Below are 23460 nucleotides of genomic sequence, written 5' to 3'. Positions count from 1 at the left end.
AGTGGACCACAACGCAGCGGGTACTCTCGCCACCGTTCTGATACCCATGTTACGGTGCCGTGTCTGACAGGACAAGGGGCAGCTAAAGAGTGGTGGCGGCTCCGCCGCAATCGCTGTCACAAAAGGTTCATCTGGATTGCGGCAAAAAAGCCCGCCGAGCACTTCAGTGCCCGCTGAAAGTGTACTAGATTGACCGCCCTTGGGGTCCATGCGATGCCACCCTCCACTTTGCGGGAATGTTTCATGCCAAATCTGCTGAAGAAGCGCCTGGCCGATCTCGACGAAAACCTGTTTATTCCGCGGGAGCTGAGCTGGCTGTCGTTCAATGCCCGCGTTCTGCAGGAGGCGGCGGACGACACTGTGCCGGTGATTGAGCGTCTGCGCTACCTGGGGATTTTTTCCAATAACATGGACGAGTTCTTCCGGGTCAGGGTGGCGGAGGTGCGGCGTCTGATCCTGGTATCGGAGGGCACGTCCAAACAGCAGGCCAAGGAGTTGCAGGCAGCGATCCTCAAGCGCGTGGTGGAGCTGCAGAAACAGTTTGAAAAAACCTACACTGCCGTGCTGCGCGATCTGCGCGGCCGCCATATCTACATGATCAACGAACGCCAGCTGGATCCGGGACAGGCCGCGTTTGTACAGTCCTATTTTACCCGCACGGTGCTGCCTGAGCTGGAGCCCATCCTGCTGCGGGATGGCCATCCGATACCGGCACTGAATGATGAGTCGATCTATCTGGCGCTGGATATTCGTTCCGGCGACAGCTACAACTATGCGGTAGTGGAGGTGCCCACCGACCGGCTGGAGCGATTCGTGCAAGTCCCGCGCCGCAAGGGCAAAAGCGGCAAGGTGTTCATCGCGCTGGACAATGTGATGCGCGCCTGCCTGCCGCAGATGTTTCGCGGTGTCTTCCATATCGACGAAGCCGCGGCCTATTGCTTCAAGTTTTCCCGCGATGCAGAGCTGGAGATCGACCCGGGGATCACCGAGAGTCTGATTGACAAGATGGAGAGCAGCCTCAAACAGCGGCGCAAGGCCGAGGCAGTGCGTTTCGTCTACGACAGCGCAATGCCCCAGCGCCTGCTCGACTATCTCTGTCACCGCTTCGGCTTTGGCAAATACGACAGCCTGATCGCCGGCGGCCGCTATCACAATTCCAAGGACTTCATGTCCTTCCCCAACGTGGGTCCGAAATACCTCGAGTTCAAGCCTTTGCCACCGATCCGGCTGCCGCGGCTGGATGAGCCCGGCAGTCTGTTTGACAATATCAAGGAGCAGGACGTATTTCTGTGCTATCCCTATCATCCCTTCGACTACATCGTCGATCTGCTGAAGACCGCGGCGCTGGACCCCGAGGTCTCGGCCATCAAGATCTGCCTGTACCGCGTCGCCAGGATCTCCCGCGTGATCGATGCGCTGGTCAATGCGGTGCAAAACGGCAAGCGGGTGCTGGCGGTGGTGGAGCTGGCGGCACGCTTTGACGAGGCTGCGAACATCAGCTGGGCCCAGCGCCTGACCGAGAGCGGTATCGATGTGATTTTCGGTATCCCCGGCCTCAAGGTGCACAGCAAGCTGTTGTTGATCGAGCGGCGCGAGGACCAGTCGCTGCGTTTTTACAGCCATATCGGGACCGGCAACTTCAACGAGAGAACCGCGCTGCGGTACACGGATTTTACGCTGCTGACCTACGACCAGAACATTGGCCGTGATATCTACGATGTGTTCGACTTCCTGCAGTTCACTTACAAACGGCCACGCTACCGCACCCTGCTGGTGTCGCCCCACAGTACCCGGCCGGGGCTGATGCAGTTGGTCGAACAGGAAATCAGCAATGCCCGGGCCGGCTACCGCGCGGAGCTGACGCTCAAGTGCAACAATCTGGTGGACAACCAGCTGGTCATGAAACTGTACGAGGCATCGGATGCGGGGGTCCATGTCAAGCTGATCATTCGCGGCATGTGTTCGTTGCTGCCCGGAGTCAAGGGGATTTCGGAGAACATCGAGGCGATCAGTATCGTCGACCGCTACCTGGAGCATCCGCGTGCCTACGTATTCTATAATCGTGGCCACCCACGCTACCTGATCGGCTCCGCCGACCTGATGACCCGTAATCTGGACTATCGGGTCGAGGTGCTGTGCCCGATCAATGATCCGGTCGCCCAGCAAACCCTGCAGCACGTTCTCGACCAGCAGTGGCACGATAACGTCAAGGCCCGCATCATCGACCAGCACCAGATCAACGGATTTGTGCCGCGGCGCAATAAAGCCGCGCGCATCCGCTCCCAGGAATCCATCCACCGCTACCTGGCCACAGGCAAGCTGCCGCGCTATGCCAAGTCCGACATGGTCAGTACCGCTCCTCAGCGCCGGCGCAAGCGGCGCTGAGGCCGGTCCGCCGCGGCTGGCATTGCCGCGGGTCGCCGGCAGTCATCAATCGGCATTGTTTTGGGCTCTCCCTCTGGCTTCGCGGGGACATCTTTGCTATAAAATACGGTCAAGCGTGGGCTGCGCTGCACGTACATGGATGATGCAAACTGCCAGGGAGGTGGATATGAGATTGATCGCGGCGTTGGTGATGCTTTGCCTGGTTCCCGTTGTCGGGGTTGCCGCCGCGCCGCTGGCGCAGCAATTTGGCCAGTTGCCCGTGTTCGAAAGTGTGCAGATCTCCCCGGACGGTGCGCGCATTGCCTACCTGCAGCAGATGGACGGCAAGTATGTGCTGGTGAACCGGGCGTTGTCGGGCGAGGGGGAGCCACACATCTACGGGCTGCGCGAAGGCGCGTTGCGGGACTTCCGCTGGCTGGGCAATGACCGGCTCTATGTGCTGATGTCCATTCCTTTTTACTCCCGCGGCGACAGGCAGCTCTTTACCGTCGAGCGCTCCGGCCTGCTGGACGTGCACGCGAACGAGATGATCACCCCGTTCAGGGCGTCGAAATTTGTCCAGTACGTCGTCGGCTCCCGGCTCGTCAGCAGTCTGCCGCGGGATCCTGACCACATTCTGATGACGGCATTCTCGCAACACCGCGGCACGATGAGTACCGGCACCCGCCTGAGCAAAGAGACATCCGTTAAGCGCAGCAATCTCTACAAGGTCGCGCTGGCGGACGGCGCCCTGGAATTGATCGAGACTACCACGGACCTGGATACCCGATGGCTCACAGACGCCGACGGCGAGGTGCTGTTGCGCTACCAGGGTGATAGCGGCGAGGAGGAGGGCATCTGGCACCACCGCCTGCCGGACGGCAGCGGCTTCGCCCCGCTGGCCGACGCAACCGCCGGTGAAGCCGACACCGATACCGGGTTTTTCTCCGGCAAAGTGCTGGCTCTGGACGGCGGGGGCAAGCTGATGTACTACCTGGCAAGTGACGAGGCCGGACGCTCTGCGGTGATGCGTGCCGACATCAGCAGCGGGGAATTGCGGCAGCGGCAGACGGTGGCCCGTAACGCGGTCTTCGATGTAAAACGGGTGCGGCGCAACCTGCACACTGACGAGGTGATCGGTGTTGCCTACACGCAGGACCGTGAGGTATTTCGCTACCTGGACCGGGATTTTGCCCAGATCCAGGCGGACCTGGAGTCGACCTATCCCGACACCGAGGTCGCGATCACGTCCTATTCGGAGAACCTGGACCGGATCGTGGTGAGACTGGAGAGCCCTGCAATTCCGCCGCAGTATCTGCTGTACGACAGGACCGCGGGCACCATCGCCGAACTGGCCAGGGCCTATCCCGGGCTGGAAGCACAGCAGCTGGGGGCGGTTTCCCGCTTCGAGTACAGCACCAGTGACGGAGTCGATATCCACAGCTACCTGACGCTGCCGGCTGGCGGTGGCGACGGACCGGCGCCGCTGGTGGTGATGCCCCACGGCGGTCCCAATGCCCGCGATCGGCTGGGTTTTGACTGGATGGCACAGTTCTTCGCCGCCAGTGGTTATGCCGTATTCCAGCCCAACTTCCGCGGCTCCAGCGGCTACGGTTCACAGTTCCAGGATGCCGGGCTGGGGGAGTGGGGCGGCAGGATGCAACGCGATATCGACGAGGGGGTGTTGGCGCTGATCGACGAAGGCCAGGTCGACCCGCAGCGTATCTGCATGGTGGGGGCCAGCTATGGCGGTTATGCCGCCCTGATGGGCGTGATCACCCGTCCCGATCTGTATCGTTGTGCCGTTACCTTTGGCGCGGTGACCGATCTGGGCGCGATGTATACTCACCTGCAGGGCCAGCACCGCAGCATTGATTACTGGAGCAGGAGTATCGGCTCCCGCTTTGAAGCGGAGCAATACGAAGAACGCTCGCCCAGCCACCTGGCGGGCAGGGATACGCCCCCTGTCTATCTGTTCCACGGCGGCAAGGACACCGTGGTGCCGTCCTGGCAGTCTGACAAGTTCGCCAAAATCCTCAGGCAGGCCGGCAATCGCGAGGTGCGCTACCAGCTGTTCAAGGATGAGGATCACTGGTTCACGCAGGCAACTTCGCGCCGCCAGTTCCTGGCGGAAGCGGCCGGCTTTGTCGCCGCGGCGCTGACGGATTAAAGCCCTCAGGGATTGTCGACCAGCCAAGCGGGTCTGGGCTACACTGCAGTCCCGCATGCATATTCAGGATCATGGCCGTCGCCGTCGCGCTGGCATTGACGGGGCTGGTGCAGCGGCTCCATGCGGGTGGTGGGCCGGGCTGAGTCAGAACGAGGAGCCCGGCTGCTGCAGGAACTCGGTCTCCTCTGCGGTGGAGGGTCTGCCCAGTACCGCATTGCGGTGGGGGAAGCGGCCAAAGCGTTCGATAATCACCCGATGGCGTTCGGCATAGTCGACGAAGCCCTGGAACAGTGCTGCCTGTTCCGGTGGTTGCCGGGCGGCCAGGCTCCTGAACAGGGCTACGCTGCGGGCCTGTAGTGCGCGATCCTCGGCGTGTTCCAGCGGCAGGTAGAAGAAGGCCCGCTGGATCGGCCGCAACTGCTGATCGATGTCAGCCGCCAGCCCCTCGTTACACAGCTTTTGGGCACTGGGGTCGAGGGCGAATGCGGCGGGGGTGTCGCGATAGATATTGCGCGGGAACTGGTCCAGCAGGATAATCAGGGCCAACCAGCCTTGAGCTGTGGCGCGCCAGCTGTCCAGGTCACCGGCAGCCGCGGCGCTCACCAGGCTTTCGAAGCGTTCGCGAATCTGCGCGTCGATACGGGAGTTTTTGGACCACCAGAGGCTGGCCTGTTGCGCGGCGACCGTGGCGTCGTCGGTGCTGTCGCCAAACCAGAATTGCAGTACTGTGTCCGGGTCATGCATCGGCTGGTACTCTCCTGTTGGTCGTTACGTGTCCGGCCCCCAATACGCGCCTGCCGCAGCTGCGGATGCACTGGATGGCCGTTTCAGATGGCGTTTCTTGTATCACAAGCGATGGGCCGCTGTCATGACCCAGACGACGTTCGCGGATCGGCGATAACGCGCCAGCGCGCGATTTTTTCCGCGACCGGCAGGCTGGCATTGGCCGGGCTGGTTGAGGGTAGTGCCACGGTGTCGAGCTCGGCCGGGTGACCGGCCAGACGGGGCAGCAGGTGGCGCCGGAAGATGGCCTCCGCCTTTCTGCCATTGAAATAGAGTGTCCGGATCCCCGGATACCGCGTCAGGAACGTGGCCAGGTCATTGGCTACAATGGACGATTCGACAATGTCCGAATCCAGGCTGCTGGAGCGGGTACAGGCCTGCAGTACGTCCCACACGGCCACACCCGAGGCCGCCAGCGCCAGGCAGCGCTCGGCGTAGGGCAGGCTGGCCGGTACTCCCAGCACGGCCTCCATGATGCGCCAGAAGCTGTTGCGGGGATGAGCGTAGTACTGTTGTGCCTGCAGCGAGGCCTTGCCGGGCATGGAGCCGAGAATGAGCCTGTCGGCGGCGGGGCCTGCGATGGGCGGAAAACTCTGGATATGGGTCAAGCGGATACTCCTTCACGGCCACAACGGCAATGCCACCCGGGTGCCGATGATCGCCGGGTCACGGGACTGCCCAGTGAACCCTGGCAGGATACACTGTGGCGTTACCGGTACAAGAGTGGACGGACATGATCGACGAGGAACTGACTGGTCTGGAACAACTGGTTGATCGCATTCGCGACCGGGCCCGCAGCAGTCCGACGGTGTCCATCGGCGAGATTCTGGATACGATCGGTACCCGCTCCTACGGACCGGTGATGGTGCTGGCGGGACTCATCACCGCTGCGCCGGTGATCGGTGACATTCCTGGCATGCCGACCCTGATGGCACTGCTGGTGCTGTTGACGACCGGACCGATGCTGTTCAGGCAGGAGCATATCTGGGTGCCGCGCTGGCTGGCCGGACGCAGTGTGGCGGGCCCCAAACTGACGCGGGCGCTGGAGTGGTCGCGTCCGGCTGCGCGGTGGCTGGATCGCCTGGTCCGGCCCCGCCTGGCGGTATTGGTTCACGGGCCGGGCTTGTACGGTCTGGTGGTTTGCAGCATCGCGATAGCCCTGACCATGCCCGTATTGGAATTCATTCCCTTCAGTGCCAATCTCGCTGCATTCGGCCTGCTGGCCTGCGGCCTGGCGATTATTGCCCGCGACGGCGTGGTAGCGCTGCTGGCATTGGCTTTTACCCTGTCGATTGCGGTGCTGGCGGTCCGGGTCCTGCTGTGAACACCCGCTTGTGGCGTTCGTCCTCGCTACAGCCAGCGCACCTTGCGGAACAGGGCCAGCATTCCCAGGACCAGGGTCGCCATCACTCCCAGCAGCACGAAGTAACCGTGGCGGAATTGCAGTTCCGGCATGTACTCGAAATTCATGCCGTAGATACCGGCCAGGAACCCCAGCGGTATAAAGATTGCGGTGATGATCGTCAGGATTTTCATGGTGTTGTTAAGCCGGTGGGAGGTGATGGAAATATGGCTTTCCACCAGGTCGCCGCAGATCTCGTAGTACATGCTGCACAGGTTGTGCACCCTTTCGCAGCGGTCGAACAGGTCGCGGCGGGTATGGTAGCTGGCATCACGGCCACTGCCCAGGTGTGGACTGCCATCGTGCAGGATCTGTTCGGCCACACGCTGGTGGTAGTTGAAGATCCGGCGCAGCTTGCGCAGCCGTGAGCGGTATACCACCAGCTCCTTCATGGTCACGTCGGTGCTGTCCTGCAGCAGAGCGTCCTCCAGGTCCGCCAGCTGGTCGTCAAACAGCATGATCTGTTCAAGATAGCGGCCAGTGGCGTAATGCAGCAATCGCAGCGCGAGAATATTGGGCGTCCTCACGAGCTGCTGCTCGGTGCCGGACTCCCAGAAATTCTCCACACTGACCGAATGGCCGCTATGCATGGTGATCAACAGCCTTTCGCCCACCCAGACGCTGACCTGTTGGGATTGCAGTGACAGCTGTTCATCGATGCTGGCAATGCCCCGGAACAGGATGAAGGTATTGTGCTCGAACTCCTCCACCTTGGGTGGATGGCGGGGCCGGGAGCAGTCGCTGAGAGCGAGTTTGTCGCAGTGCAGGGATAACAGCAGGGTCTGCAGCTCCTCGGTCAGTTCACTTTCGATATCCAGCCAGAGATGGCTGTCCTGCTGCTCCCGCCACGGTGCCAGCAGAGCTTCGTCGCCCTGCTGGCACTCTCCGTTGGCAGTCAGTAACCTGGCCCTGATCATTGTCTGCAGTCCTCCGGGAGCTGTCCTGTGGGCAGCTTAACCGAAACCGCGCGGGACGGGCAGTGCCGGTATCAAGCGCCGGCATCAATGCAGATCATGATCTGGCGCAAGCCATTGCGCCACTGATCTGCGGTGAATGTTCTATACTGCTGCCATGGAATCGACAAGAATCCGCTTCGCACAGGCAGCCCGTGCCGGGCTGCTGCTGTGCCTGCTGCTGATGCCGGCGCTGGCGCGGGCCGACATCTGGGTGCTCGATGTAGAGGGCGCCATCGGCCCCGCCACCGCCGATCACCTGCAGCGCTCGCTGGACAAGGCGGTGGAGGCCGAGGCGACATTGCTGGTGCTGCGCATCGACACCCCCGGCGGTCTGGATACCGCAATGCGGGACATGGTCAAGGCAGTGCTCGCGGCGCCGCTGCCGGTGGTGGCCTACGTCTCTCCCAGCGGAGCCCGTGCCGCCAGTGCCGGCACCTATCTGCTGTACGCGACTCATGTGGCGGCCATGGCGCCGGGTACCAACCTGGGGGCGGCCACGCCGGTCCAGATGGGGGGCGGTCCGGGCTTTCCGGGTGGTTCGGACGAGCGGGAGGAGGCTGAAGAGGCCGCCGGAGGCTCCACTGCGGCGATGGAGCGCAAGATTGTCAATGATGCCGTGGCCTATATCCGCGGTCTCGCCGAATTGCGCCAGCGCAACGCCGAGTGGGCCGAGCGGGCAGTGCGCGAGGGTGCCAGCCTGGCTGCCGGGGCGGCGCTGGAACAGGGCGTGATCGAGTTGGTGGCGGAGTCGATGCCTTCCTTGCTGGAGCAACTCGATGGCCTCGAAGTGCAGCTGGGTGACCGGCAAGTGACCCTCGCCACTGCCGGACAGGAGCTGCATTACCAGCCGATGGATGGGCGCAGCGAATTCCTGTCGGTGATCACCAACCCCAATATCGCCTATATCCTGCTGCTGGTCGGCATCTATGGGCTGGTCATCGAATTTTATAACCCGGGTATAGGCCTGCCCGGCGTCGTCGGCGCCGTCAGTTTGCTGGTGGCGATGTACGCGCTGCAGATGCTGCCGGTCAGTTATGCCGGCATGGGACTGCTGCTGCTGGGCATTGGCCTGATGGTGGCCGAGGCCTTTGCCCCCAGCTTCGGCGTCCTGGGTATTGGTGGCGCCGCCGCTTTTCTGGTCGGTTCGATCATGCTGATGGATACCACCCTGCCCGCTTACCGGATCGCACTGCCGATCATTGTCGCATTGACACTGTTCAGCCTCGGACTGCTGGTCTTTACCCTGGGCATGGTGCTGAAGGCGCGCCGCAGCGCTGTGGTGAGCGGGGTGGAACGTTTGCCGGGAACCCACACCCGGGTGGGGCGTATCGACAATGGCCGCGCCTGGGTATGGCTGGATGGCGAACTTTGGCAGGCGCGCAGCGAGGCGCCCCTGCAGTTGAACGAGGAGGTCATAGTCACCGCGGTTGACGGGCTGACGGTCGTGGTGGCCAGGCAGCCAAGCGCGTTACAACAAGGAGGGAACAACTGATGTTGGAGATGCAGACTTTCAGCGGCATTCTGGTGGTGCTGGTCATCATACTGATCGCCTCGATGTTCCGGGTGCTGCGGGAATATGAGCGCGGCGTGATATTCATGCTGGGACGTTTCCAGAAAGTGAAGGGGCCGGGCCTGATCATCGTCATTCCCATCCTGCAGCAGATGGTGCGGGTTGACCTGCGCACACTGGTGATGGATGTGCCGACCCAGGACGTGATATCCCGGGACAACGTCTCGGTGCAGGTCAACGCGGTGATCTATTTCCGGGTCATGGATCCGGAGCGCGCCATTATCCAGGTGGAAAATTATCTGGAGGCCACCAGTCAGTTGTCCCAGACTACGCTGCGCTCGGTACTGGGCCAGCATGAACTGGATGACATGCTGGCCGAACGCGACCGCCTCAATGCGGATATCCAGGTCATTTTGGACCAGCAGACTGAGGCCTGGGGGGTGAAGGTCGCCAACGTGGAGATCAAACACGTGGATCTGAACGAATCCATGGTGCGGGCGATCGCCAAACAGGCCGAGGCGGAGCGGGAACGGCGGGCCAAGGTGATCCACGCCATCGGCGAAGCCGAGGCCGCGCAGAAACTCTCCGAGGCGGCCAAGGTTCTGGCTACCGAGGAGTCGGCGATACAGCTGCGCTACCTGCAGACGCTGGTGGAGATTGCCGGCGACCGCAGTTCCACGATAGTGTTCCCACTGCCGGTGGACATCATGAAGAAGTTCGGCGCCTGAGGCGGGCAGATTCCCGTCCTGCCACCAAGCACGGAACACAGTTATGCGTTGTATGGAAATCAGGGAGCCCGGTGGGCCCCAGGTATTGCAGCTGACGGAACGGGAGCGCCCCCGGCCGGCCGCGGATGAAGTCCTGATCGCCGTGGCCGCGGCCGGTGTCAACCGGCCGGACGTGATGCAGCGCAAGGGCTTGTATCCGGCCCCGCCCGGTGCTTCCGATCTGCCTGGCCTGGAGGTTGCCGGTACCGTGATGTCCGTGGGAAGTGCGGTAAGCCAGTGGCGGGAAGGTGACGAGGTTTGCGCGCTGACCAACGGTGGCGGCTACGCCGAGTATGTGACGGCGCCCGCAGGTCAGTGTCTGCCGCTGCCGCCGGGCATGGAGATGACCGCGGCGGCGGGATTGCCGGAGACCTGCTTTACGGTCTGGAGCAACGTCTTTGACCGCGGCCGGCTGCGGGCCGGGGAGCAATTGCTGGTGCATGGGGGCAGCTCCGGCATCGGTACGACTGCGATTCAGCTGGCCCGCGCGCTGGGGGCTACTGTATACGCCACCGCCGGCAGCGCGGAGAAATGCGCCGCCTGTATGGAGCTGGGCGCCGCCCGCGCAGTCAATTACCGCGAACAGGATTTTGTCGAGGTACTGCAGTCGGCCTGTAGCGGCGGTTTCGACGTGATTCTGGACATGGTGGGAGGCGATTACATCAACCGCAATATCAAGCTGGCCGCGGTCGACGGCCGTATCGTGAATATTGCGTTTCAGGGGGGATTCGAGGTCACCGTCAATTTCGTGCCGGTGCTGTTGAAACGTCTTACCCTGACGGCGTCAACACTGCGGCCCCAGTCCGCGGCCGCCAAGGCCGCCATTGCCGACAGTCTGCGCCAGCATGTCTGGCCGTTGTTGGAGCGGGAGGAAGTCAAACCGGTGATTGCCGCTGTAATGCCGCTGGAGGAAGCCGCCGCGGCCCACGAGCTGATGGAGAGCAGCCAGCATATTGGCAAGATCATTCTACAGGTGGCACCGTAGCGCTGCCGGTTGGCGCGGGGTCGCTGTTGGCCCATTCCTGGAACTCGGCGTACTCGGCGGCAAGAGCATCGGGAATGCGGGCATAGGCTTCGCTGAAGGTCTTGATTTCAGGCTCACAGATCAACTGCATGGCCTCCGGATCAGCCTCCACTGCCACCCCCAGGCTGTGGTACAGCGACTCGAGCTCCTGCAGGTTTTCACAGGCCAGCATCAGCTCGTAGTCGGTGACTCCGACCACGACCGCCCAGCCCAGGTAGGGCACCGCTTCAGCGGGCAGCGAGCCGATATTGGCGGCCGCGCTTTTCACAGTGCGCTGACGGATGCTTTCTCCCGCGTAGCGCACCTGCTCCCGCATCGTACGTTGTTCCGTCAGGGCCTGTTCCAGGTGTCTGTCCTGGCCCTTGCGATGCTCCTGCAGCCGGCCATAGACCGTGCTGACGCCGACGCTCTCGAGCGCATCCGACAGCCTGATGGTGGCCGCATTCCAGGTCAGTACCAGGAAATTGCTGGCGAGCAGGCCGATAACAGCCAGGGTGAGAAGGAAGCGTGCCATGGTGGTTCTCCTCGGACAATGGGATGGGGTGGCCTGACGCCACCGCTCAACGACTGCCGGAAGGTTGGCCAAACAACCAGGGTGTCAGCGCCTCCCGGTTTTCTACCACGATCTGCTGGGCCGCCGGGTCATCCTGCGCCTCTCCCGGATCAATATGCAAGAGTTTCAGTGCATAGGGCACCAGTTTACCGCGCAGCGTGAGCGCGAGCACGCCATCGTCCATACCGTAGTCGTTGGCCACCACTTCGCGCTGATCCGGCCGCAGGCGTGGGTCCGGCACGATACGGAGCGTGACCTGGCTGTTCCATTCCCGGTCCTGGCCGGCCCCGTGCGGGGATTCCTCCAGCATCTCGGGCAGCCCCCGGAAGCGGCTCAGCACAAAGTCGCGGTATTCCCGGTTTTTTTCGCACCAGGCGCGCACATGCCAGCGCAGGCCGGTGAATACCACGGTGTGCGGGACGATGATACGGCCCTCGCGATCCGGGTTGTGCAGCGATACATAGTCCACCTCGAGCCGGCGCTGCTGGCGGGCAGCCTGCATGATGGGCCGCAGTACCTCTGCCCGCACATCCCGCAGCGGTACCGTCAGCACTTCCACGTTGGCGACATTCAGGGCCAGCGATTCAAATACATTGGACAGTTCATTGTTGCGCGCCATCAGGTGCAGGTATTCGTCGGCCAGGCCGCGGGTCACTCGCGGCGTGAACCCGGGAGCGGGCTTGTATCCCTTCAGCGACTTGTCATAGCACAGGTTGTCGGGGCCGATATGGCGGAGATACTGGTTGATGTCCTTGCTGGCCTGTTGCCGGCCGATGCCAAAAGTATCGCACAGATGACGGGTGGTAAGGCGTCCCTCCCACAGCGCGATGGTTTCAATATAGCGGTAGCGCACCAGCAGTTCCCAGCGGATGGGCCATTTTAACTTGCTGCTTGCGCTCACGCGCCACACCTCCCCTTGCAGGCTGATTACCTGTATCGTACACCGACATGTCGCCGGCGAACATAGAGCGTGAGGTCATGACACACAGCAGGCCCGATATCCAGGATCTGTACCGGCTTGCGGGCCAGCTGGAGAGAGACCAGCAGGAACCCGTGGCGGCGCTGCGCGAGCGCGACCGGGCCATTGCGCTGGACTGCGGCAGTGCCGCCGTGCTGCCGCGCCTGCTGTGCTGGCTGGATGCGGTGGCGCCGCCGGCGACGGTTGTGTCGAAGTCGTTGTCAGAGGCCTCCGCGGCACTGTTGGCGCGGCTGCTGGCGCTGGCAAGCGGTTTTGCGGCAATGGCGGGTTTCCTGCTGGGCAGTGAGCGGGCACTGGTCAACGTGTTTCTGTTTCTGGCCCTGTTCGTATTCAGCCAGCTGTTGCTGTGTCTGTTGGCGGCGCTGCTGATGTGGCGCTCTGCCCGGGGCCAGGTACCGTTGGCACTGCCGCTCAACCCGGCTCGCTGGATCCTGCAGCGCAGCCTGCCCGATGATCGTTACCTGCGGGAGTTGCAGCCCTTGTTGCGACTGCTGTTGTTGCGCTATGGCCAGGAGCTGGGCGCCCTGTTCACGCTGGCGGCGGCGCTGGCGTTCCTGCTGATTCCGGCGCTGGGCGAATTCAGTTTTGTCTGGGGCTCAACCTTCCAGCCCGGCGCCGGCCTGGTGCAGGGGTTGATGGACACGCTGGCCTGGCCCTGGGCCAGCTGGCTGCCGGCGGCGACAGTGCCTGCCGAGGTGGTGGCGGGAAGTCGCTTCCACCCGGCACTGGTGACCCTGGATCGGGCGGGCATCGAAAGTATGCGCGGCTGGTGGCCGTTCCTGTTTTTGTGCCTGTTGTGCTATGGGCTGCTGCCAAGGCTGTTGCTGTGGGGACTGTCCAGATTGCTGGCGAGACGGCTGCTGGTCCACAGTTTCGTACATTATCCCGGTGCTGAACTGGTGTTGGCCCGCATGGAGGCGCCGCTGCTGCGTACCCGTGCCTCGACTCCGGATCCGGGACAGTTCCCCCCGATACCGGGTCGCCGCGGCCGGCCCCGTCCCGCAGCGGGATGAACAGCTATTGTTGGTGGACTATGGCGGGGGTCTGGGCAGTGAGGGGCCGCAGCAGTACGAGCAGTTACTGAGTGTGCCGCCCGGGCGGCAACTGACCATCGGGGTAGCCGCACTGGATGCGGATCTGGCGCAGCTGCAGACGCTGGACCTGCACCAGTACCGCCGCCTGCTGCTGGTAGTGAAGGCCTGGGAGCCGCCGATGGCGGAGTTGCTGGATGCGTTGGCACCGCTGGCGTCGCTGGACCGCTGCACCGTGCTGCTGCTGCCGCTGCCCGGCAAACCCACCCCCAGGCGCAAGGTGGAGGATTGGCACGCCTTTGCCCGACGGCTGCCCTTTGCCAGTGTGGACGTGCAACTGCTGAACCGGGTGGTGGACTGATGGCGGTACCGACCTTTGCGGTGGTGGGGCGCCCCAACAAGGGCAAGTCCAGTATTGTTGCAACCCTGGCGCGGGATGAGTCCGTATTCATTGACCCCCATGCCGGATCGACCCGGGAGACACGCAGTTTTCCGATGCAGGTGGATGGTGAAACCCTGTACGTGCTGGTGGATACGCCCGGCATCCAGCGCGCCCGGGCTGTGCTGGACTGGTTGCGGGCACACAGCGCTGATGCTTCCTCCCGTCCGGCGGCGGTACGCGATTTCGTCGACCAGCATCGCAATGATCCGCGGTTCCATGACGAGTGCGAGCTGCTGCAGCCGATTGTCGAGGGAGCCGGTATTATCTATGTGGTGGACGGTTCGGTTCCTTTTGGGGCCGACTATGAACCGGAAATGGAAATTTTGCGCTGGACCGGGCGTCCCAGTCTGGCGCTGATCAACCCGATAGACAATGCCGACTACGAGCAGGAATGGAGTGCGGGCCTGGGGCAGTATTTTCGCACGGTGCGCCTGTTTGATGCCCAGCGCGCGGAGCACGCGAAACAGCTGGAGCTGCTGGAGCTGTTCGGTCATCTGGATACCGGCTGGCAGGGAGCGCTGGTGCGGGCGGTCGCATTGCTGCGCTCAGAGCGGGCCAGTCAGCACCGCAGTGCGGGCCTGTTGATCAGTGCTCTGATCAGTGATGCGCTGGCTTGGCAGACCTCCCAGCGGGTACCGCAGGGAGTGCCGCTGGAACCGGTGCAGAAATTGCTGTTCCAGCGCTACCGCGCTCACCTGGTGGAGCGTGAGCGGCAGTGCCGGAGACAGGTGGAAGAGGTGTTCAACTACAGCAGCCTGGCTCGCAGCGAGGAGGGCCTGGCGCTGGAGGAGTCGGAGCTGTTCAACACCGACAACTGGTATCTGTGGGGGCTGGACCGCCGTTCGCTGGCAGCAGTCGCCACCTCGGTCGGCGCGGTAGTCGGCGGCAGTGCCGGCCTGTTCGTGGACGGCGCCACCGGTGGCCTGCTGGGCGGCCTCGGCACTCTGGTCTCCGGCGCGGTGGGCGCTGCCGGCAGCGGCATAGCGGCCTTGCGCTACGCCAATGAAATTGGCGAAATAACCGTCAAGGGCATACCCGCCGGCGGCAAGCTGCTCAGCTACGGTCCGGCGCGCAACCTGAACTTCCCGTTCGTGTTGCTGGGCCGTGCGCTGCTGCATCACCAGCTGCTGTGCAGCCGCACCCACGCTGACCGCAGCCCGCTCAAGTTGCAGGGCCAGCTGCTCGCTGCACTGAGCGACAGCGAGCGGCGCCGTCTCGGCCGGCTGTTCGAGGACATCCGCCGGGGCCGGAAACTCACCGAGCGCCGCGAGCAACTCGCGGCGATGATCCAGCAGCTGTGCGAGCGGCAGGATCTGAAACAGGTGCCGGCCGGCGGCCCGGTGCCGCAGGACCCCCGGACCTTGTAGGCCTCAGCGGATCGCGGACTCTGGCCGGCCCTGCCAGTAGAAGGGCTGCAGCTCGGCGTCGCCGGTGTGGGTTTCTGCCAGCGTTGCCGCCTCGTAGATCCGGCCATTGAGTACGATATGGCTGATCTGGTCGGAGTGGCGGATATTCTCCAGCGGGTTGGCATCCAGCACCACCAGGTCCGCCAGTTTGCCCTGTTCGATGGAGCCCAGGTCGGCCTCCATGCCCAGATAAGTGGCCGGGTTGATGGTCGCTGCCGCCAGTGCCTGCATGGGGCTGAAGCCGCCGCGGACAAAACTCCACATTTCCCAGTGGGAGGCCAGGCCTTCCCGCTGGCCGTGGCCGCCGGTATTGACCAGCACACCTTCGTCCAGCAATACCTTGGCGGCCGCGGCGGCGTCGTCGTCGCGGTAGTCGGCTTCCGGTGCCATGGGCCGGCGCACGGAGCGCGGTTGCAGTACCGCTGGCGGCACGAAATTGGCCAGCAGCGGGTGCTTCCACACCTCGGTGTCCTGGTAGTAGTAGTCCTCAGAGGTCAGCCCGCCGAAGGTGACCACCAGGGTCGGGGTGTAGCCGGCCTGGCTCTGGCGCCAGTACTGGGTGACATCCTCGTACATCGGCAGTACCGGCACGTTGTGCTCGATACCGGTAATGCCATCGCCGATCAGGTTCATGTCCATGTGGTACAGCGAACCGCCCTCGGCCACGGTCATCAGGCCTTCCCGGCGCGCCGCCTCGATCACCTGCTGACGCTGGTCGCGCCGCGGCTGGTTGTAGTTCTTGACCGACACCGCGCCCTGAGCCTTGAGCCGGCGCACATGGGCCAGGGCGTCTTCCAGGCTATCTACGGGGGACCAGTAGGTGGCCTTCGCGCCGTAGATGATCTCCGCGGTGGAGAAGATGCGTGGTCCCAGAATTCTGCCGGCGCGGGCATACTCCGCGGCGGCGAAGACCAGGTTGGCACTGCTGGAGGGGTTGTGCACGGTGGTGACGCCCAGCGCCAGATGCGCCAGCAGATTCCAGTTCTGCTGGGGCACAATGTCGCTGCTGCCGTAGGGGCCATGGGCGTGAATGTCGACGAAGCCCGGTACCAGGGTCTTGCCGGCCATGTCGACACTGCGAAAGCCCTCGGGGATGGCCAGCTCCTGATCTCCCACCGCGCGAATGCGGTTGTTTTCCAGCAGCACAGTGCCATTTTCTATCACGTCGCGCGCTGCATTCATCGTCACGATGCGGGCATTGGTCAGGGCGATGCGGCTGTCGGGTCGCGCACTGTCGATTTCCTGGGACAGGTCGATACCGCTCGCGGGCGGGGTGAAGTCCGGGGCCATGGCGGCCTCGACGGTGACCGTCTTCAGCTCCGGTCCGGTGCTCCAGCTGAGCGCGCTGCCAGCGGCATTCCAGGACAGGTAGCTGCCGCCGATGGCGCTGATGCGCACGCTCGGGAAGGCTGCCTTGTCCGCATCCAGCACCAGCGGCTTGCCGGTGAACCGGGCCGCGGTCAGGTGCATCTGCTGCCGGTCCTCGAAGGCGATATGGCGGCCGTCCGGTGACAGCCGGATGTTGGTCGCCAGCTCCGCACTCGCCAGTTCGCGCACGTCGTGACCGTCACGGGTCATGGAAATCAGCTTGGTACTGGCCGTGGAACTGCCGCGGCCGCTGGCGGACTCGGCCCGCTCCTGCAGATAGATGCGCTCATCCGGGCCGAAATGGGGGTGCTCGCCGCGGTCGCTGACGAAGTGCATCTCGCCCCCATCCCGGTCCAGCAGGTAGATGCCCGGCTGCACACTCCACTCCGGGTGCAGCAGTGCGCTGCTGCCCAGCTTGCGCAGCGCCAGCGTGCCGCCGTCGGGGGAGATGGCCAGTTCGGTGTACTTGCCCTTGGGGTGTTGCAGGGCCCTGGATTTGCCGCCGCGGGCGCTGACCCGGCGGATGCTGGTCAGCTCGCTGTCATTCCAGCGCAGGAACAGCAGCTCGCGGCCATCCGGTGTCCAGACCGGCGCGTAGTCGAAGCCGCTGTTGTCGTCGCTGGTAAGTGCCTTGGGTGCCGCGTCGCCGCGCTTCAGGTAAAGCCGGCCCAGGGACTCAAACACAATGGCATCGCCGTCGGGGGAGGGCTGGGCAAAGCGGATCATCCGCGTACGGAACTGCTCTGGTGCCACTTCTACCGGAAACCGCACGGCCGGGTAGATCTGGCGGCTGTCCTGCACCCTGAACGGGATTTCCCGGGCTTCGCCTTGCCCTGCGCCTTGTTCTACCGGCAGACGCCAGAGCTTGCCTTTGGCCCAGAACACCAGTTCACGGCTGTCCGGCGTCCAGGCCATGTTCGGATACAGTCCGTGCACCGCCCAGGTTTCCTGCATGTCCAGATTCAGGTCATCGTGCACCATGCGCTGTACACCGGAGGTGAGGTCCATCACGAACAGGCGCGATTCGGCCCGGACCCGCTTTACATAGGCCAGCTGCTTGCCATCCGGCGAAGGGGTCGCCCTCACCGCGCCGCCGGGCCCGCCGGCAACGGTGGTGACCTCGCCGCTGGCCAGCTCCACGCTGCGAATCTGGAACAGCTCGGTGTTGCTGTCCTGGTGGTAGATAAAGGTATCTCCCGGTGTGGTATTCAGGGAAAAATAGAGGTGCTTGCCATCGGGACTGAAAGCCGGTTCGCCCTGTTCCTTCTGGAAGGTTTCACTGGGCCGCGGTACCACCAGCTGGCCGCTGTTGTTCTCGCCGCCGGCGGCGTGGTAGAGCCAGATTTCGCCGGTGCCGAGGGAGCGCGAAGTGGTGAAATGCTTGCGCGCAGCGATGTAGTCGCCATCCGGGCTCCAGCTGGGGTTGTTCAGCAGGCGGAAGGTTTCATGGGTGATTTGCCGCAGCTCGCCGCTGTCGCGGCTCAGGGTCCAGATGTTGTCGCCGCCGTTGCGGTCCGAGGTAAACGCGATATGACGGCCGTCGGGGCTGTAGCGGGGCTGCATGTCCCAGGCGTGGCCCGAGGTGAGGGCGCGCGCCTCGCCGCCCGCCAGCGGCAGTTCGTAGATATCCCCCAGCAGATCGAACACCAGGTGTTCGCCATCCGGAGAGACATCCAGACTCATCCAGGTGCCTTCGCTGACATCGATCGCAGCGCGGTTGGCGGTTGCCGAAAAGGCGGGGTCATTGACATCCCAGGCCGGAGTCTCTTCCCGGGGATGGGGTTCTGCCTGCAGTCCCGCACTGGCCAGCAGCGACAGGGCGAATACAACAATGGGTAGCTTCATCAGATATACCATGGCGTTGGAGTGATGGTAAAAAGAGTGCGCGGTGGCCCACCCCAGGGTGACCCGGTCAGCGACATGCGGGTACCATACTACGTCGAGCTGCTACTATGAACCTGAAGCTGTCGCGTTCTGTGACAGTACGCCCGTGAGGAGTTGTGATGAAACTGTACCGATCCCTGTTTTTGCTGATGCTGGGCCTGGTATTGCCCGCGACCCTGTCGGCTGCCGAGTTGCAGGTGGGTGATCCGGCGCCGGCTTTCAGCCTGGAAGGCAGCGACGGCAAGACCTACCGGCTGGCCGATTTCAAGGGGAAGCAGGCGGTGGTTCTGGCCTGGTTTCCCCGGGCTTTCACCTCCGGCTGCACCGTGGAGTGCAAATCGCTGGCGGAAAATGGCCACCTGATCCGGGCCTTCGATGTCAGCTATTTCATGGCCAGTGTCGATCCGCTGGCCAAGAACAAGGCCTTCGCCGAGGATACCGGAGCCGACTTTCCGCTGCTCAGCGACCCGGACAAATCCGTGGCCAGGGCCTATGGCGTGCTGGCACCCGCCGGCTATGCCAGGCGCCATACTTTCTACATCGACCGCGAGGGGACGATCGTGCGCATTGACAGCTCGATCGAGCCCGCCACGGCAGCCCAGGATATGGCGGCGGCGCTGGCAGAGCTGGGTGTCGCCCGGCGCTGAACATTCAGCGCCGTTGCCGGATCCATCCGGGCCGGTCTTCCGGCAATTTTCCCATTGTCGGTGGCTGGCTCTTTCCAAACGGGAAACACAGCCTATAATTGCGCCCCTCATTTTATTTCCCACTTGATACGCTGCGCCTTCGGCGCGGCGCGGTGAGCCGTGGGAGGGCAGCCGTGGAGAAGGGCATGTTGAACACCGGGGAGTTGCGCGAGCTGTTTCGCCTGGCGCTGCCCATGGTCGTGTCCCAGAGTGCGTTTGCGCTGATGGTCTTCACCGACCGCCTGTTCCTGTCGCGGATCGACGCGCTGCATATTGCCTCGGCCCTGGGCGGAGGGGTCACCTTTTTCGTCAGTATATCCCTGTTTCTCGGGGTGATGTCCTATGCCACGGCGCTGGTCGCACAGTACTACGGTTCCGGCCAGTTGCAGAAGTGTCCCCGGGTACTGACCCAGGGGGTACTGATGTCACTGGTCTCCCTGCCCCTGCTGCTGGTCATCGCGTGGGTGATGGGTGGCCTGTTTGCGGTGATGGGACACCCGCCGGAGCAGGTAGTACTGGAGCAGCAATACTATTATGTGCTGATGGGCGGCGCCTGTTTCACGCTGATAAAGGCCTGCGCGGCGGCCTATTTCTGCGGCATCGCCCGCACCCGGGTGGTGATGATCACCGACGTGCTGGGGGTGCTGCTGAACATACCGCTGACCTGGGCCCTGGTGTTCGGCAAGCTGGGCCTGCCCGAGCTGGGCATTCGCGGCGCCGCGCTGGCAACGATAATCGCGACGACTTTCAGTATCGGCATGTATGCGCTGTTCTACTTCAATCGCATTCACCGGCAGCGCTTCCAGGTGCTGGCCTCTTTCCGCTACGACGCCGGCATTTTGCGCCGCTATATCCGGCTGGGTCTGCCCTCTGGCTTCGAAACCTTTATCGGTGCAGCGACGTTCAACTTCTTTTTGCTGTTGTTCCAGTCCTACGGCGTGACCGAGGGCGCGGCGATGGCGATCGTGTTCAATTGGGACATGCTCAACTATGTGCCTTTGATCGGCCTCAACATCGCCGTGACCAGCCTGATCGGCCGCTATGTCGGTGCCGGCGACATGACCCGCACCAACCAGGTGATCGCGGCCGGCTTCCTGCTGGCCGTCAGCTACTCTCTGGTACTGGCAGTGTTGTTCGTGCTGTTTCGGGTGCAGTTGATGGAGGTGTTTGCCACGCCGGGGGAGGATTTTTCGGCGATCTCCGCAGCGGGCAGCCAGATGATGCTGGGCATGGCGACCTATGTGCTGGCGGACGCGATTATCCTGGTCAGCAGCGGAGTGTTGCGCGGCGCTGGCGACACGCGCTGGCTGATGAACACCTCGATGAGCCTGCATGTGCTGATGCTGATTTCCCAGTTCATTCTGATCAAGCAGCTGGACTGCGATCCACTGGTGAGTTGGTGGGGCTTTGTCGCGATGCTGCTGGCGCTGGCGGTGATCTATCTCAGGCGACTGCTGGGCCAGACCTGGCGCCGGCCTTCGCGCCTGGCGCGGGTGATGGCGGAGTAGACTCACCTGGGCAGACTGTGATGAGGGCTGGGATGGCATCATGAAGTTGCGACGCGCACCCGGCGAGGTGCCTGTGCCGGCGCGGGACAGCGCACATCCCCGGTCAGTCCGGTACGCTGTTTGCCCCGGCTGGTATGCCTGGTTGTTTTTCTGGTTTACTGTCACCTCGGTGAACGTTTCGTAGGCAGCACTATGACCTTGTGGGAACAGGACTGGATTGGTGAGCTCCCGGTACCGGTGCGCGAGGAGGTGCTCGCATGCATGCCGCCACGGCGCTATGCCAACGGCGAAACGATTTACCGCGCGGGGGAAGCGGGCGCTGAGCTGTACCGTGTGGAGCAGGGCAACGTGCGTATCTTCAACCTCAGCCAGGGCGGCAAGGAGCTGCTCTATGACCTGTTCCCGCCCCGCACCTGCTTCGGCGAGGCCACCCTTATCGACGGCGGCGGCCGGCCCCATACCACCCAGGCGATTGGCGAGGTGATTCTGCGGGTAATGCCACAGGAGCATTTCGAGCGCCTGTGGCAGGTCCATCCCGAGATATCCTGGGCCGTGGCCCGCCTGCAAACAGAGCGCGCGCGGCGCCTGTACGCCTTTTATGAACAAGTGAGCCTCGATACCCTGTGCCGACGCATTGCCCGTCGCCTGTGTCTGCTGGCGCGGACTGTGGGCCAGGAGCGCGAGGACGGGATTCACTTCGATCTTCGTATCACGCAGGAGGACATTGGCTGCCTGGTGGCGGGCTCGCGGCAATCGGTCAACAAAGTATTGCGCCAATGGCAGGCGGAGCGCGTTATCGACCTTGCCTACGGCTCGCTGCTGATCCGGGAGCTGTCGGCGCTGGAGCAGCTGGCCCTTCCCGTCGAGGAGCCACATGGCGGCACATTATCGCCTCGCTGACAGTCTCGGCCGCACGCTTTGCGTATCCTCGTCCGGCCCGCTTCACTGCGGGCCCCGATAATTGATTGCGGCGGACAGCCGCACCGGCACGAGGAATCGTCATGAACGGCGCAGAAAGCCTTATTCAGACCCTGGTCAACCAGGGCCTTGAGGTGTGTTTCACCAACCCCGGTACCTCCGAGATGCACTTCGTCGCGGCCCTGGATGAGGTTCAAGGCATGCGCTGCGTGCTGTGCCTGTTCGAGGGCGTGGCCAGCGGCGCCGCCGCGGGCTATGCCGCGGTAGCCGGCAAGCCGGCCTCCACGCTACTGCATCTGGGACCGGGGCTCGGCAACGCCCTGGCCAATGTGCACAACGCCAGCAAGGGCAAGCTGCCCATGGTCAATATCGTCGGTGACCACGCAACCTACCACCTGCAATACGACGCCCCCCTGACCTCGGATATCGAGGGCATCGCGGGCCCGGTCTCCGACTGGGTCTATACCTCGCAGGCGCCGGCGGATATCGCGCGGGATGGTGCCGAGGCGGTGCGCCAGGCGGGGCTGGGACAGATTGCCACCCTGGTACTGCCGGCCGATGTATCCTGGGGCGACAACCCGGCCGGTGCTGCCGCCAGCGTGGTGCCGGCGAGCCCTGCAGCGGTGCCCGAAGACCGCCTCGAGCAGGCGGCCCGCATGCTGGAAAACGGCAAGCGCACCGCGATCATGCTCGGTGGGCGTCACATCAGTCAGGCTCAGGGCGAACTCGCGAGCCGCCTGGCGCAGGCCGCGGGCGCGCGGGTGATGACCGAGACCTTCCCCGCCAGGGTGAGGCGCGGCGCGGGTAGCGCGGTGATCGAGCGCCTGCCCTATCTGGCGGAGCTGGCGAGTGCCGAGCTGGAGGGTACCGAGCAGCTGCTGTTGCTGGGCGCCGGTGAGCCGGTGTCTTTTTTCGCCTACCCGAATGTGGCCAGTGTGCTGTCCCCGGCGGACTGCGAGATCCTGGCCCTGGCCGGCCCCGGTGATGATATCGACGGCGCCCTCAAGGTCCTGGCCGAGCGTTTGGGTGCCATCGGGGCGCCGGTCCTGCGAGAGCTGCAGCTTCCGGCAGAGCCTCGCGGGGCCCTGGATGCGGGCACGGTGGCCCAGGCTCTGGCCCACCACCTGCCCGAGAACGCCATCGTGGTGGATGAGGGCATTACCTCGGGCCTGGCCTGTTTCCCCGCGACCGCGCATGCCCGGGCCCACGACTGGCTCAACCTGACCGGTGGTGCGATCGGCTGGGGGCTTCCCGCCGCGGTGGGCGCCGCAATCGCAGCCCCACAGCGCAAGGTGCTTTGTCTGGAGGGCGATGGCAGCGCCATGTACACTGTGCAGGCGCTGTGGACGATGGCCCGCGAACAGCTTGATGTCACGGTAGTGATATTCAACAACGGCAAGTACAGCGTGCTTGAAGTGGAGTTTGCCCGCACCGGTGCGCGCGGCGGCAAACCGGGACCCAAAGCCGCGAGTTCACTGGCAATAGGCACACCGGACATGGACTTTCAGGCGATGGCCACGGGGATGGGCGTCAGCGCCACTACGGCGACCAGCGCGGAGTCCTTCTGCGAGCAACTGGCGGCGGCGATGGCCACCCGGGGCCCGCACCTGATCGATGCCCGAATCCCGCCCCTGGAACCGAACTGGCGAACGCCGCCACCCGCTGGCACGGGTGAGTGCTGAAAACACTGGGCATGGCCGAAGCACCGA

19 protein-coding genes are annotated in these 23460 nt (G+C 63.7%); 13 read left to right on the top strand and 6 right to left on the bottom strand.

What is annotated here, in order from left to right:
* The first annotated feature begins 243 nt into the window (after nucleotides 1-243).
* Complete coding sequence (ppk1, locus tag G3T16_RS02605; protein ID WP_163493702.1) at nucleotides 244-2385, top strand: polyphosphate kinase 1; 2142 nt, start codon at nucleotides 244-246, stop codon at nucleotides 2383-2385.
* Between the two features lie 166 nt (nucleotides 2386-2551).
* Nucleotides 2552-4534 carry an alpha/beta hydrolase family protein gene (locus G3T16_RS02600; RefSeq protein ID WP_163493701.1) on the top strand — a complete coding sequence of 661 codons (1983 nt, stop codon included), beginning with the start codon at nucleotides 2552-2554 and terminating at the stop codon, nucleotides 4532-4534.
* A gap of 144 nt (nucleotides 4535-4678) precedes the next feature.
* Here G3T16_RS02600 and G3T16_RS02595 read toward each other — a convergent pair whose 3' ends face one another.
* Nucleotides 4679-5278 carry a DUF924 family protein gene (locus G3T16_RS02595; protein ID WP_163493700.1) on the bottom strand — a complete coding sequence of 200 codons (600 nt, stop codon included), beginning with the start codon at nucleotides 5276-5278 and terminating at the stop codon, nucleotides 4679-4681.
* Nucleotides 5279-5400: 122 nt separating this feature from the next.
* On the bottom strand, nucleotides 5401-5925 hold the full coding sequence (locus G3T16_RS02590; RefSeq protein ID WP_163493699.1) for a DNA-deoxyinosine glycosylase: 525 nt from the start codon (nucleotides 5923-5925) through the stop codon (nucleotides 5401-5403).
* A 95-nt stretch (nucleotides 5926-6020) separates the two neighbouring features.
* Between G3T16_RS02590 and G3T16_RS02585 the strand changes: the two genes are divergently transcribed.
* The gene (locus tag G3T16_RS02585) at nucleotides 6021-6641 is read left to right on the top strand and encodes an exopolysaccharide biosynthesis protein (protein ID WP_197911859.1); all 621 of its coding nucleotides are present in this window, start codon (nucleotides 6021-6023) and stop codon (nucleotides 6639-6641) included.
* A 26-nt stretch (nucleotides 6642-6667) separates the two neighbouring features.
* On the opposite strand, the gene G3T16_RS02580 is transcribed toward G3T16_RS02585, so the two are convergent.
* Nucleotides 6668-7636, bottom strand: a complete 969-nt coding sequence (locus G3T16_RS02580) for a magnesium transporter CorA family protein (RefSeq protein ID WP_163493698.1) — start codon at nucleotides 7634-7636, stop codon at nucleotides 6668-6670.
* Between the two features lie 136 nt (nucleotides 7637-7772).
* Here G3T16_RS02580 and G3T16_RS02575 point away from each other — a divergent pair, with 136 nt between their 5' ends.
* Genes G3T16_RS02575 through G3T16_RS02565 form a run of 3 tightly spaced genes read left to right on the top strand, consistent with a single transcriptional unit; the run spans nucleotide 7773 to nucleotide 10937 of the window.
* A complete protein-coding gene (locus G3T16_RS02575; RefSeq protein WP_232059237.1) occupies nucleotides 7773-9167 on the top strand; it encodes an NfeD family protein in 1395 nt (464 codons plus the stop codon).
* Nucleotides 9167-9913 carry a slipin family protein gene (locus G3T16_RS02570; protein WP_163493697.1) on the top strand — a complete coding sequence of 249 codons (747 nt, stop codon included), beginning with the start codon at nucleotides 9167-9169 and terminating at the stop codon, nucleotides 9911-9913. The genes G3T16_RS02575 and G3T16_RS02570 overlap by 1 nt, the downstream gene beginning before the upstream one ends.
* Nucleotides 9914-9956: 43 nt before the next feature.
* Nucleotides 9957-10937, top strand: coding sequence for an NAD(P)H-quinone oxidoreductase (locus G3T16_RS02565; RefSeq protein WP_163493696.1), 981 nt, complete (start codon nucleotides 9957-9959; stop codon nucleotides 10935-10937).
* Here G3T16_RS02565 and G3T16_RS02560 read toward each other — a convergent pair.
* Together G3T16_RS02560 and G3T16_RS02555 are read right to left on the bottom strand one after the other, a co-directional pair.
* Nucleotides 10915-11490, bottom strand: a complete 576-nt coding sequence (locus tag G3T16_RS02560) for a hypothetical protein (protein WP_163493695.1) — start codon at nucleotides 11488-11490, stop codon at nucleotides 10915-10917. The genes G3T16_RS02565 and G3T16_RS02560 overlap by 23 nt on opposite strands.
* Before the next feature lie 46 nt (nucleotides 11491-11536).
* Nucleotides 11537-12430 (bottom strand): helix-turn-helix transcriptional regulator, encoded by an 894-nt coding sequence (locus tag G3T16_RS02555; protein WP_163493694.1) that lies wholly within the window; start codon nucleotides 12428-12430, stop codon nucleotides 11537-11539.
* 77 nt (nucleotides 12431-12507) lie between these two features.
* Between G3T16_RS02555 and G3T16_RS02550 the strand changes: the two genes are divergently transcribed.
* From G3T16_RS02550 to G3T16_RS02540, 3 genes are read left to right on the top strand one after another with little or no spacing between them, the layout of a single operon-like run.
* Nucleotides 12508-13521 carry a DUF2868 domain-containing protein gene (locus G3T16_RS02550; protein ID WP_163493693.1) on the top strand — a complete coding sequence of 338 codons (1014 nt, stop codon included), beginning with the start codon at nucleotides 12508-12510 and terminating at the stop codon, nucleotides 13519-13521.
* 13 nt (nucleotides 13522-13534) lie between these two features.
* Nucleotides 13535-13900, top strand: a complete 366-nt coding sequence (locus tag G3T16_RS02545) for a DUF2868 domain-containing protein (RefSeq protein WP_232059430.1) — start codon at nucleotides 13535-13537, stop codon at nucleotides 13898-13900.
* The gene (locus G3T16_RS02540; RefSeq protein WP_163493691.1) at nucleotides 13900-15348 is read left to right on the top strand and encodes a DUF3482 domain-containing protein; all 1449 of its coding nucleotides are present in this window, start codon (nucleotides 13900-13902) and stop codon (nucleotides 15346-15348) included. The genes G3T16_RS02545 and G3T16_RS02540 overlap by 1 nt, the downstream gene beginning before the upstream one ends.
* A 3-nt stretch (nucleotides 15349-15351) precedes the next feature.
* Here G3T16_RS02540 and G3T16_RS02535 read toward each other — a convergent pair whose 3' ends face one another.
* Nucleotides 15352-18600: an amidohydrolase family protein gene (locus tag G3T16_RS02535; protein WP_163493690.1), complete on the bottom strand. Its 3249-nt coding sequence runs from the start codon at nucleotides 18598-18600 to the stop codon at nucleotides 15352-15354.
* A 158-nt stretch (nucleotides 18601-18758) separates the two neighbouring features.
* On the opposite strand from G3T16_RS02535, the gene G3T16_RS02530 reads away from it, so the two are divergent.
* The 4 genes from G3T16_RS02530 to G3T16_RS02515 all read left to right on the top strand — a co-directional run bounded on the left by G3T16_RS02530 (nucleotide 18759) and on the right by G3T16_RS02515 (nucleotide 23433).
* A complete protein-coding gene (locus G3T16_RS02530) occupies nucleotides 18759-19286 on the top strand; it encodes a peroxiredoxin family protein (RefSeq protein WP_163493689.1) in 528 nt (175 codons plus the stop codon).
* A 185-nt stretch (nucleotides 19287-19471) separates the two neighbouring features.
* Nucleotides 19472-20833 carry an MATE family efflux transporter gene (locus G3T16_RS02525; RefSeq protein WP_232059236.1) on the top strand — a complete coding sequence of 454 codons (1362 nt, stop codon included), beginning with the start codon at nucleotides 19472-19474 and terminating at the stop codon, nucleotides 20831-20833.
* Between the two features lie 192 nt (nucleotides 20834-21025).
* Nucleotides 21026-21733 carry a Crp/Fnr family transcriptional regulator gene (locus tag G3T16_RS02520; RefSeq protein ID WP_163493688.1) on the top strand — a complete coding sequence of 236 codons (708 nt, stop codon included), beginning with the start codon at nucleotides 21026-21028 and terminating at the stop codon, nucleotides 21731-21733.
* 101 nt (nucleotides 21734-21834) lie between these two features.
* Nucleotides 21835-23433 (top strand): acetolactate synthase large subunit, encoded by a 1599-nt coding sequence (locus G3T16_RS02515; RefSeq protein ID WP_163493687.1) that lies wholly within the window; start codon nucleotides 21835-21837, stop codon nucleotides 23431-23433.
* The last annotated feature ends 27 nt before the right edge of the window (nucleotides 23434-23460 follow it).

This window comes from Kineobactrum salinum (genome assembly GCF_010669285.1).
Lineage (GTDB): Bacteria > Pseudomonadota > Gammaproteobacteria > Pseudomonadales > Halieaceae > Kineobactrum > Kineobactrum salinum.
Note: the sequence above shows the minus strand (reverse complement) of the source record. Positions and strands in the feature narration are given on the sequence as shown.

Bases quoted from the DNA above. Each gene is read 5' to 3' on its own strand.
- G3T16_RS02540 (WP_163493691.1), top strand. From the start codon at position 13,900: ATGGCGGTACCGACCTTTGCGGTGGTGGGGCGCCCCAACAAGGGCAAG.
- ppk1 (WP_163493702.1), top strand. From the start codon at position 244: ATGCCAAATCTGCTGAAGAAGCGCCTGGCCGATCTCGACGAAAACCTG.
- G3T16_RS02515 (WP_163493687.1), top strand. From the start codon at position 21,835: ATGAACGGCGCAGAAAGCCTTATTCAGACCCTGGTCAACCAGGGCCTT.
- G3T16_RS02520 (WP_163493688.1), top strand. From the start codon at position 21,026: ATGACCTTGTGGGAACAGGACTGGATTGGTGAGCTCCCGGTACCGGTG.
- G3T16_RS02565 (WP_163493696.1), top strand. From the start codon at position 9,957: ATGCGTTGTATGGAAATCAGGGAGCCCGGTGGGCCCCAGGTATTGCAG.
- G3T16_RS02530 (WP_163493689.1), top strand. From the start codon at position 18,759: ATGAAACTGTACCGATCCCTGTTTTTGCTGATGCTGGGCCTGGTATTG.
- G3T16_RS02580 (WP_163493698.1), bottom strand. From the start codon at position 7,636: ATGATCAGGGCCAGGTTACTGACTGCCAACGGAGAGTGCCAGCAGGGC.
- G3T16_RS02550 (WP_163493693.1), top strand. From the start codon at position 12,508: ATGACACACAGCAGGCCCGATATCCAGGATCTGTACCGGCTTGCGGGC.
- G3T16_RS02600 (WP_163493701.1), top strand. From the start codon at position 2,552: ATGAGATTGATCGCGGCGTTGGTGATGCTTTGCCTGGTTCCCGTTGTC.
- G3T16_RS02535 (WP_163493690.1), bottom strand. From the start codon at position 18,600: ATGAAGCTACCCATTGTTGTATTCGCCCTGTCGCTGCTGGCCAGTGCG.
- G3T16_RS02575 (WP_232059237.1), top strand. From the start codon at position 7,773: ATGTTCTATACTGCTGCCATGGAATCGACAAGAATCCGCTTCGCACAG.
- G3T16_RS02595 (WP_163493700.1), bottom strand. From the start codon at position 5,278: ATGCATGACCCGGACACAGTACTGCAATTCTGGTTTGGCGACAGCACC.
- G3T16_RS02560 (WP_163493695.1), bottom strand. From the start codon at position 11,490: ATGGCACGCTTCCTTCTCACCCTGGCTGTTATCGGCCTGCTCGCCAGC.
- G3T16_RS02525 (WP_232059236.1), top strand. From the start codon at position 19,472: ATGTTGAACACCGGGGAGTTGCGCGAGCTGTTTCGCCTGGCGCTGCCC.
- G3T16_RS02570 (WP_163493697.1), top strand. From the start codon at position 9,167: ATGTTGGAGATGCAGACTTTCAGCGGCATTCTGGTGGTGCTGGTCATC.